Source organism: Spiroplasma endosymbiont of Clivina fossor, from assembly GCF_964031115.1.
In the GTDB taxonomy this organism is placed as follows: Bacteria; Bacillota_I; Bacilli_A; order Mycoplasmatales; family Nriv7; genus Nriv7.
This window is the reverse complement of the sequence record NZ_OZ035006.1, coordinates 1,104,630-1,115,317: the sequence shown is the minus strand read 5'-3', so window position 1 is coordinate 1,115,317 and position 10,688 is coordinate 1,104,630. Positions and strand designations below refer to the sequence as shown.

Here is a 10,688-nt window from a genome sequence, read left to right as displayed (position 1 = left end):
ATACCTCATTATTTCTTTTCAAACATTTCTTTAAAATCATCTAACGATATTGTTTTATCAGTAATTAATTTATTATTAATATATTCAATAACAATATTTGGTTTAATATTAAATATATCATATGTCGCTTGTTGCAAACTAGTAACTTGCCGTTTATGCAAAATCACTTCCAGATAATAAGTTGCCACATCAAGGATTGACAACGAAGAAATTTCTAATTTCAATTCCATAGTTTTTAATTCTAATAATTTAAGAACATAACTATACAAATAAGACTTTTCCATTATTTTCCATTACTTTTTCCAACCTTATTGTCAAATCATGTATAATTATACAGTATAATTTTTAAAAGTGAAAAAATAATTGTCGCTAGCGGTCGCGTTTAGTTTTCTTAGGTATTTTTTAAAAAAGAAAAAATAATCATTTACTATAAATTATTTCAATATTCAAATTAAGTATATATTTCTTATGTATGATTTTTGTTGTAAAAAATTTTAATTTTTTCGAAAACTCTTGATATTTATTGAATATACTTAATTTTAGGTATATTTTTAATATGATAGAGGTGGATAATAATTATGGAAAAAATAATTCAAGAACTAGTAAATACTTTAACAGATGATCAATTTTTAGAATTTTATGAAAAAGTCAAACAACAAGCAGAATTAATAAAAAAACAAAAACGGTTAAATGAAATTGATCAAAAATTTAGAGCGCAAGGTATTAAATGCCCTAAATGTGAATCTTACCATTGCGTTAAAAATGGACATAATTCAGAAGGAAAACAAAAATATTTATGTAAAAATTGCCGTGCAAGTTTTGACGCTTTTCGTAATCATTTTATTTATTGAAGTCATTTAAATTATGAACAATGAAATTTATTGATTCAAATTTCATTGCTGGGGCAATCTAGTAAAACAATTTCTCGTTTTATTAAAACTACATTAAAAAAAACGAGCCTGTCCAAAATTCTGTGTCTCGATAATTCATTCTGAATTCTACTTAAAAGAAGGAGAACAGAAAATGACAAAAAAAATAAAAAAAGAACCTGACGCAATTGATAAAGTTGTTGATTATTTTTTAGAAAATATTGATAATCCACAAGATTTATTTAAAGGCAATACTATTTTTCAGGAATTTACCAAAAAATTAACTGAACGAATGTTAAATACGGAAATTAAAGATTATCTTGAAACTGATGAGAATCATAATAAAAGAAGTGGCAACACACAAAAAACCATTATTACTAAAAATGGTTCAATCGCAATTGATGTACCAAGAGATCGAAATAGTACTTTTGAACCAGTAATTATTCCGAAAAGACAAAGAAGATTTGAGATAACTTTGATCAAAAAGTAATTTCTTTATATGCAAGAGGAATGACAATTTCTGATATCAAAGCACAATTGCAAGAATTCTATCACGGAGCAGAAATTTCAGAAAGTTTAATTAGTCAAATAACTGATGATGTTATTGAAGAAGTTAAAATGTGACAAACTAAACCTTTAGAGAAGATTTATCCGATTGTTTATTTTGATTGTATTGTTGTTAAAGTAAAGCAAGATAAACGAATAATAAATAAAGCAGTTTATCTTGCCTTAGGAATTAATTTAGATGGTTTAAAAGATATTTTAGGAATGTGAATTAGCGAGAATGAGGGAGCCAAATTTTGACTTAATAATCTTACGGAAATGAAAAATCGTGGCTTACAAGATATTCTTGTTGCTTGTAGTGATAATTTAACTGGGATGTCTGATGCAATAGAAGCTGTTTTCCCAAAAACACAGCATCAATTATGCATTGTTCATCAAATTCGCAATAGTTTAAAATTTGTTCCTTACAAAGATCGCAAACTTGTAGCTAATGATTTAAAATCAATTTATACAGCAATTAATGAAGAAATAGCGTTAATTGCTTTAGATCATTTTTCAGAAAAATGAAATAAAAAGTATCCACAAATTACTAAATCATGAAAAAATAACTGAAATAATTTAATAATTTTTCTTGAATATCCTCAGGAATTTAGAAGAATTATTTACACAACTAATGCGATTGAATCTGTTAATAGTCAATTAAGAAAAGTCATTAAGAATAAAAAGATTTTTCCTAATGACGCATCAGTTTTTAAAATATTTTATTTAGCATTTCAAAATATGGTTAAGAAATGAACGATGCCAATTCAAAATTGGGGTAGTGCAATTTCACATTTAATGATAAAATTTGAAGACAGAGTGAATTTAAGTTAATTACTTAGAGACACAGTTAATTGTACAGTCCCAAATTTTTCAAATTTTCTTCTAATTTTATCAAGAGTTTTCGACAAAATTAAAAAAAATTATTGTCAAGAGGAGCATTCTTACTGGTCTAAAATGTCTGTTGTTACCTTACACAAAAAGCTTATCTAACATAGCATTAATATTTTCTTTAGCAAATAAAGAATTATCAAATCAAGTTAACTTTAATTCTCTTACTTTAATTGTTTCTTCATAAAACGGGAACAGTAAGTTTCTCTGCTAGTAAAAAATCTAATTGCTTAATTTTTTTGTCAAAGCGCTCCTTAAATGCAATAATTACCGTATTTGGATTTAACACAATTTCTTCACTAATAAGCAGTTAATCCCAAACTATTAATACTAGTAATAATACCTGTTGAACATAGCAGGAATGCTAAAAAAATTTTCGCAAAACAACCCACAACCACGCATTTTACTCACCTTAAAATATAGTTTATTTTTCAATATTCTTAATACTTAAATTAAGTTTAGCAAAATAAAAAAGTGTACAACTATTTTATTAAAAAAACTAAGAGTTTTTATAACATCTTAGTTAACATCTAATAGACTTCTTGCAAAATTAATTTAAAATATAATTGAATTGTTGTTTTTAATAAAAAGGTGGAATTTAAATGAAATTTAAAAAAAATAATCAAATAAGTGATAAAAATTTTTTAAGATTAACTGGTATTAAACATACTACTTTTAATAAAATGCTAGAAATTTTAAAAATAGAAGAATTAAAAAAGAGATTTCGTCGCGGAAGAACCAATAAATTATCATTAGAAAATCGTATTTTAATGACTTTAGAATATTGAAGAGAATATAGAACTTATTTTCATATTGCAAAAAGTTATGATATTAGTGAAAGTAGTTGTTATAGAAATATCAAATGAATTGAAGACACTTTAATAAAACACCCTAATTTTCAACAACTTACTGGTCAAAAATCACTATTAAAAGATTATTTCAAAGATAAGACTGTTATAATTGATGTAACTGAAAGCCAAATCCAACGCCCAAAAAAAGACAAAAACAGCACTACTCAGGAAAAAAGAAAAAACACACAATAAAAACACAAGTTATAATTGAAAAAGATAGTAAAAAAATTATTAGTTCTGATTTTTCTTATGGTAAAAACCATGACTTTAAAATTTTAAAAGATTCAAAAATTAAATTTTTACCAGAAACAACTGTTTTAGTGGATTTAGGTTATCAAGGCATACAAAAAATTAATCATAATGTTTTAATTCCTAAAAGAAAATCAAAGAAAAACCCTTTAAATAAAGAAGAAAAGCAAAATAATGAGCGAATTTCAAAAATGAGAATTGTTATTGAAAATGTTTTTGCTATACTTAAAAAATTTAAAATTATTAGTGAAAAATATCGAAATCGTAGAAAAAGATTTGCTTTAAGATTTAATTTAATAGCTTCAATTTATAATTTACAACTATTAGTTTAAATATATTTGATAATTTAAAATTTCAGTCTTTTTTTATTGTAAATAATAATTTTTATTATGTTTTAATGACAAAATATTTGTAAAAATAATCTAAAAATTATTTTAATAACACTTTTATATTTATTTTAAATTTAAAAATTATAATTATCATATTAATTTTGCAAGAAGTCTAATATATATTTATGAATTGCTTTACTAACGCCATCATTATTATGAGTATCAGTAATATCATTAGCAATTGCTAATAATGGTTTTTCACTATCTTTCATTGCAATTCCATAACCAGCTCATTCAACCATTTTATAGTCATTCATTCCATTACCAATCGCCATAACTTCTTCACGATTAATATTTCACATCTTAGCTAAATGTTTAACTCCACTTGCTTTATTAATATTTAATTCATTAACCTCAATCATCCTAGATTTTCCCTTATCAGAAACTGCAATTTCAGCAATTTGTAACTTTTCTAATTCTAGCGCTAAATTATTAATTCTTTTACTCTTACCTAATAATAAAATTTTATACATTCTAACATCAGAATTTTCATTAACTTTAACAATTTTGCGATGATTTAACTTTTGAATTAATCAAATTTTAAAAGTTTTCTTTAAAATATAACCAATATTACCATCAACACTATAACCTCAAAAAGCAACTTTATAATTTTTAGCTAAATTAATAATTTGCTTAATAGTACCTGATGCTATTTCTTTATCAACTAATAACTCACCAGTTCTTAAATTAATAACATAGGCACCATTAAAACATACCATATGCTCACTAGTTTCATATAAACCTAATTCGCGAGCAAATTTATAACTAGATTGCGGTGAACGGCCTGTAGCAATAATTACTTTAACACCAAGTTCTTGTGCTTGCTTCACAGCAATAATATTTTCTGGATGTAACTCAAAATGATTTTTCAATAATGTTTTATCTAAATCTAAAGCAACTAACTTAATTTTCATTATAACACCATTTATCTTTTCTAATTTTATATTTTTCACAAATAATTATAACATATATTACAATTTTTAGATTTTAACAAAATGGGGTCGCGTTTAGTTTTCTTAGGTATTTTTTAAAAAAAGAAAAAATAATCATTTACTATAAATTATTTCAATATTCAAATTAAGTATATATTTCTTATGTATGATTTTTGTTGTAAAAAATTTTTAATTTTAATAATACAAAATATGGTATTATGAAATCAATTAAGAGAAGCATAGTCTAATAACTGTGTGTGATCTTACAATTTTAGAGATAAAAAATGACTTAAATTTTAATTAAAATTTAAGTCATTTTACTTCCTTTTTTATTGCAAAGTACATTCCTGAACTGCTATAGCTTTTTAAAAATTTTAAAAAACTGATGATTTCCAATTCTCATAAAAGTATTATGAAATATTAAAATTAAAATAGCAAGGTTATTTTTTTTCTTTTTATAAAAATTGCTAATCTTTTTTTGTTTAAACTAGTTTTTTCTATGATGTTTTTTGTAAGATGAGAACATCCTTTCTTTGAATAATAAAAATTGAAATAAAGTATGTTATGAGAAGAATAAATAAAACAATGCCAATTGTTAATAATAAAGAAATTAATGAAATATGAGTTGGATACATAATTCCTGCGAGTTTAAATATATTAGCACCTACAATATATCAAGTTAAAAATGAAAGTCCAACACCATCAGCAAAGAAAAGAATAACAGCAATTAAATATCAACCAATAACTAAACTAACAATTTGTTTAATATGATAACCAAGAATTTTCATTGTTGCAATAATAAAAATATTGTCATCAATAATCATTGAAACTAATAAAATTAAAACAATAATTACTACTACTAAGGTTACATAACGAATTGTATCTAGAACACTACTAATGATATTTAAAAGATTGCTAATACCCTCTTTTGCTAAACGAATAATAAGCATGTTATTAAAATTAGCAGTATTCTTAATTCCTAATTTTGGAATGTTAGGTTCATCTTTTATTAATGGTGGTCTTACTAAATTGTTTTTATTGTTGTTAATACTAATACTATCAATTGTAACAATCGGAATACTATCTCTTTCATAATAAAGTCCCATTGATCGTAAGGGTTGTAATACTTCATTTTTCCCCATTATAAAGTTATAAAAATTATTATTTTGAAAATCATTACCTTCTTTATTAACATCAATAATGGCATAATCATCACCATTCTTAATAGCTTCACGATAAACAAAATATTTCGCAATTAGTTTTTCATTAGTGACAATACTTCATCCATCGGTAGCATTATCAATAATACCAACAATTTTAATATTCATATCTTTAATTCAAAACATATTAAAATTATTAATAATATCACCCACTTGATATTGATGCTGATAATATTCAGCATAACTACGAGAAACAAGAACTGGTAATATGCGACGCTTAGCATCATAATCATTAGGATTATTAAAGTAAAGTTGATCAATGTATTGATCACTATGTTTAATATTTAATATGTCTTGAAAAGATTTTTGATTTACACCATAAACAAAGGCATTAAATCCTGAATTAATCTTTTGAATCGCGTTTAATGTGGGAATATTGAAATAATAACGATTCATCAAATAATCTTGTGTATTATCATATTCTACATAATTAAGAGTTAAATCAATATTTTCAATATTAATATTAATATTAGTATTTTTAAAATCTTCAATAATGTTTAAAAAACTCATAATGTCTTTAAAATTAAATTCAGATGGCAATTTTTTACTAAGTTCAATAATTAATTTCCGATTTTTTAAAATAATAGCTATTGTGTCACTACTAATATTAAATTTATATCGTTCGGGAATTTTTATTTGTAACGCTTTAAGACGATTAAATCATTTCATAAGTTGGTTTTGTTTATCAGAATTTAGTTGATTGTATATTTGTATAAGACTAATATTAGGATTTTCATTTAGAATTTTCTCAACAACACCGAAAATTTCTTTTAACTTCTCATTGTCAATACTGTTAAAAACACGATAAATAGTTGTTTTTTTAGTATCAGGTTTTATTTCTTCATCTTGTCAATCAACGAGATAATATGCAAATTCTCTCTTAGAATTGTGGTTATAAACATTAGATGTCTGAGGACCAATTATATCTTGTAAAGCAATATATTCATATTGTTGATTGTAAAAATAAGCAGTCGTTGCCGATTGTTTTCTATTATTACCATTAAATTGATCATAATCAGTAATATTACGATATTGTTCATTATAGCTGTTACTGCCAGCAACTTTTCATTCGGAATTAAAACTATCAATTTTATGATTCATTGTATCCACAGTTAAATATTGTAAAAATAAAATAAACGAAGCTAATAGCAAAATACTACCACTTACTAATCATTTCCCAAATGATTTAGTAAAAAAAGCTACCGAAAGACGAAATGAAAACGGAAATTTAACTACTAATGATTTAAAAAAATGTGCTGCTAAATAACCTTTACTACTATTGGAAGCATAAATTAATTGTAGTACGGGCATCCGCAAAAGAAAGGTTGTTAATCCTCAACAAACAAAAGTAAATAATAATGGTAAAAAGATGAAAAAAATTAATGAAATTTTAATATCAAAATAAAATGTTACAATGCCGAAATTATAAATTAACATTGCTCCTGAAAATTGCTTTTGAAATAGCAATGAAATTCCAAATCCTAAAATAGCAGCCAAAGATGTAATAATAAAAATTGAACCAATAAAATTAAATGAAATTTGTCAACCTTTATAACCAAATGATTTTAAAATTCCAATTTGAGTGCGTTGGTCATTAATTTCTTTACGAATAAAAAAAGATACAATTAAAACTAATGCTGACATTGAAATAAAAGTTAAAGCAATAAAAACAATACTTTGAATAATTAAATTACTTACTAATTCATCACTTATAACTTTAATAAAATTTTTATTAACATCTTCAATTAAAGTTTTTTCTTTTAATTTCTTGTAAATATCTTTTTGAGCTTGAACTTCATCACCACTAATTGTTAAATAAATATTAGAATTTTTAAAACTACTTTTAGTATCATTACGAAAATGATCATCAAATAAAAGATCAAGGGTAGTATAAATTACGCCATTATCTTTAGGACTTAAATGTTCGGGAACTACTGTTTGAATTAAACTATTTTTTTGAATAAACTTTGTTGTATAACTATTTCCGATACCGACAACAATAAATTTATTATTTTTAATTATAAATGAATCATTAATTTTAATATTATGGACATAACTATAAGTCTCACTAATAACAATTTCATCATTTCTTATCGGAATTCGCCCTTTAACAATACTAACAGGATTATTATTAATTAATCCAATATTTTCTAAATCAAAACTAGGAACAATATCAAATTCCTGAGCATTATTATTTTGGATGCGTCCTTTAAAAAATAATGAACTTTTAATATTTTTAGATTTTGTTGCCATTAAAATTCGCCAATTACGAATGCTAGTTTCACGAAGTGGAACTTTATCACTATCTTTATTTTGAGTGATGATAATTAAATGGATTGAACAAAGTATTGGATCAATAAAAGGTTCTTGTTTGTTTTGATTTTCAATTTGACAATTAAAACCTTCATTTTCAAGTTTTGCTAACATTAGCATTAATTTAGCATTATTATTTTCAAAAGGAATGCTAGTATGTTCTGTTAAATCAATAGTTGTATTGCTACTACTATCATCAATTAACTTTAATTCTGAGGGATTAGAAATACGATGTGTTGGTCGCAAAGGATTTTTATAGATTAAATCATACTTTGATGTAATTTGCTGATTGTTAGCAAACATGGCACTAAAAATACTAATTGCTAGCACCAGCAAAATTAGTAAACCAATATATTGTAAAAATCGTTTCTTAATAGAACGAAAAGAGTTTTTTAAAAGAACAAACATCTCCTTAACTCCTTATTTAGTAGCACTAACAATAAAGTGAATATTATTGGGTTTAATCAATATTGATTCATTGATATTATTAATAATGTGGTTTTGTAAATGTTCGCAAAGAGTTTCTAAATTTGTTTCTTTATTTACTTTTAAAATTATTGATACTACCTCATTGTTCACTAAAAAAATTAATTTTAATATTTTTTCTCTGAATATCTAATGATGGAAATGATTTTAAATATGAAATTAATAATTTTTTAATAACTAATTGACTAATTTGCAAAGTACCACTTTTATTTGTCAGAACAGTTAACTTCACGATATCACTCCCAAAATCCACTACTTTAAATTTTTAATATTTAATATTTTATTTTCCAATTTCTAAAATTTTAACTTTATATTTTGTTTCTTTACCTTTAATTTCAACAATATCATTAACACTGTGATCAAAAATGGCTTTAACTAAGGGAGTCTCGTTAGAAATTTTATTTTCAAAAGGATCAGCCTCCACAGTACCAACAACTTTAAATGTTGATTTATCATTAGTTTCTAAATTAACAATAGTTACTATTGAACCAATTCTAATGGTTTTAGTTCCTTGACGATCAGTAGCAATAACTTTAGCACGAGCTAAAGTATCTTCAATTTCTTTAATTCGGCCTTCAACTTCAGCTTGGCGATTCCTTGCTGATTCATACTCAGCATTTTCTGATAAGTCACCTTGGTTTCGTGCTTCAACTAATTCTTTAATTACTTGTGGACGAATAATATTGATTAATTCATTTAATTCTTGCTTTAATTCTTCTTTACCTTCTTTAGTTAACAAAATTTCATTATTGTTATTATCTTCCATTACTTTGTCTCCTTTATTTAATATGTATTATAACATATATTATTTTTCTTTTTTTACTTTTGCAAGATGCTGGGTCGCGTTTAGTTTTCTTAGGTATTGCTTTGAAGAAGTAAAACAATCAGCTAATTATATTATTTAATTACTAAACTAACCCTGCCTTTCTTATTATTGTCATTTTTATTCATTACCATTTTATCATATTATTGAATTTTTACACAATAAAAATTATTTTAATTTTGTCGAAAACTCTTGATATTTATTGAATATACTTAATTTTAGGTATATTTTTAATATGATAGAGGTGGATAATAATTATGGAAAAAATAATTCAAGAACTAGTAAATACTTTAACAGATGATCAATTTTTAGAATTTTATGAAAAAGTCAAACAACAAGCAGAATTAATAAAAAAACAAAAACAAAAACGGTTAAATGAAATTGATCAAAAATTTAGAGCGCAAGGTATTTAAATGCCCTAAATGTGAATCTTACCATTGCGTTAAAAATGGACATAATTCAGAAGGAAAACAAAAATATTTATGTAAAAATTGCCGTGCAAGTTTTGACGCTTTTCGTAATCATTTTATTTATTGAAGTCATTTAAATTATGAACAATGAAATTTATTGATTCAAATTTCATTGCTGGGGCAATCTAGTAAAACAATTTCTCGTTTTATTAAAACTACATTAAAAACTGCTTGATATAATCGTCAAAAATTAATGAAATCAAAACAATTAGAAAATACCCAATTAAAATTTAAAAAATTATCTGGTAAAATCCAAATCGATGAAACATTTATTAAAGAAATCCATAAAGAAAATTTCAAATATAAAACTGATCCACGAAGAATTCACCTTGACCCATTCGCAACTAATACTAAATGCTGTATTCAAATGGCAATTGATAATAATAACAATATTTATGTTAAATCCACAAACACCAAACGTTTACAAAAACAATGAGTTATTGAAAATATGAACAAAGAATTAATTAACGAAAATTCAATTATTACTTCTGATATGCAAAAATTATATTTTTTAGTAGCAAAACAAACAAATTCCTTTAATTTTATAGATAAGTATTGATATTTCAATAAAACCTTGATTTTGCTGGGTTTTTAGTAAAACCGTGTTTTTACAAATCCCTATATTTAATAAGGGTTTTTTACCCTGTCAATA

The 10,688-nt window shown here is 24.2% G+C and carries 9 protein-coding genes and 1 pseudogene; 6 read left to right on the top strand and 4 right to left on the bottom strand.

The annotated features are described in order from the left end of the window. Window positions 1–8: 8 nt before the first annotated feature. On the bottom strand, window positions 9–284 hold the full coding sequence (locus AAHM82_RS06680; protein WP_342263409.1) for a hypothetical protein: 276 nt from the start codon (window positions 282–284) through the stop codon (window positions 9–11). 294 nt (window positions 285–578) lie between these two features. On the opposite strand from AAHM82_RS06680, the gene AAHM82_RS06675 reads away from it, so the two are divergent. From AAHM82_RS06675 to AAHM82_RS13865, 4 genes and pseudogenes are all read left to right on the top strand, one after another. Then, window positions 579–1,064 (top strand): IS1/IS1595 family N-terminal zinc-binding domain-containing protein, encoded by a 486-nt coding sequence (locus AAHM82_RS06675; RefSeq protein ID WP_342263408.1) that lies wholly within the window; start codon window positions 579–581, stop codon window positions 1,062–1,064. Continuing rightward, window positions 1,024–2,246 (top strand): annotated as a pseudogene (locus AAHM82_RS06670) (IS256 family transposase). The gene AAHM82_RS06675 and the pseudogene AAHM82_RS06670 overlap by 41 nt, the downstream one beginning before the upstream one ends. Before the next feature lie 659 nt (window positions 2,247–2,905). After that, window positions 2,906–3,346, top strand: coding sequence for a transposase family protein (locus AAHM82_RS13870; protein WP_342263396.1), 441 nt, complete (start codon window positions 2,906–2,908; stop codon window positions 3,344–3,346). After that, window positions 3,343–3,735, top strand: coding sequence for a transposase family protein (locus AAHM82_RS13865; protein ID WP_342264845.1), 393 nt, complete (start codon window positions 3,343–3,345; stop codon window positions 3,733–3,735). The genes AAHM82_RS13870 and AAHM82_RS13865 overlap by 4 nt, the downstream gene beginning before the upstream one ends. A gap of 152 nt (window positions 3,736–3,887) precedes the next feature. Here the strand turns inward: AAHM82_RS13865 and AAHM82_RS06660 are convergent, their stop codons facing one another. From AAHM82_RS06660 to greA, 3 genes are all read right to left on the bottom strand, one after another. After that, window positions 3,888–4,745 carry an HAD family hydrolase gene (locus AAHM82_RS06660; RefSeq protein WP_342263407.1) on the bottom strand — a complete coding sequence of 286 codons (858 nt, stop codon included), beginning with the start codon at window positions 4,743–4,745 and terminating at the stop codon, window positions 3,888–3,890. A gap of 476 nt (window positions 4,746–5,221) precedes the next feature. Further along, window positions 5,222–8,665 carry an ABC transporter permease gene (locus AAHM82_RS06655; RefSeq protein WP_342263406.1) on the bottom strand — a complete coding sequence of 1,148 codons (3,444 nt, stop codon included), beginning with the start codon at window positions 8,663–8,665 and terminating at the stop codon, window positions 5,222–5,224. 358 nt (window positions 8,666–9,023) lie between these two features. Beyond that, window positions 9,024–9,509 (bottom strand): transcription elongation factor GreA, encoded by a 486-nt coding sequence (greA, locus tag AAHM82_RS06650; RefSeq protein WP_342263405.1) that lies wholly within the window; start codon window positions 9,507–9,509, stop codon window positions 9,024–9,026. Window positions 9,510–9,823: 314 nt separating this feature from the next. Here greA and AAHM82_RS06645 point away from each other — a divergent pair, with 314 nt between their 5' ends. Both AAHM82_RS06645 and AAHM82_RS06640 read left to right on the top strand, forming a co-directional pair. Further along, window positions 9,824–9,979 (top strand): hypothetical protein, encoded by a 156-nt coding sequence (locus AAHM82_RS06645; protein WP_342263404.1) that lies wholly within the window; start codon window positions 9,824–9,826, stop codon window positions 9,977–9,979. Continuing rightward, entirely contained in the window at window positions 9,942–10,631 is a 690-nt protein-coding gene (locus tag AAHM82_RS06640; protein ID WP_342263403.1) for an IS1/IS1595 family N-terminal zinc-binding domain-containing protein, read from the top strand. The genes AAHM82_RS06645 and AAHM82_RS06640 overlap by 38 nt, the downstream gene beginning before the upstream one ends. The last annotated feature ends 57 nt before the right edge of the window (window positions 10,632–10,688 follow it).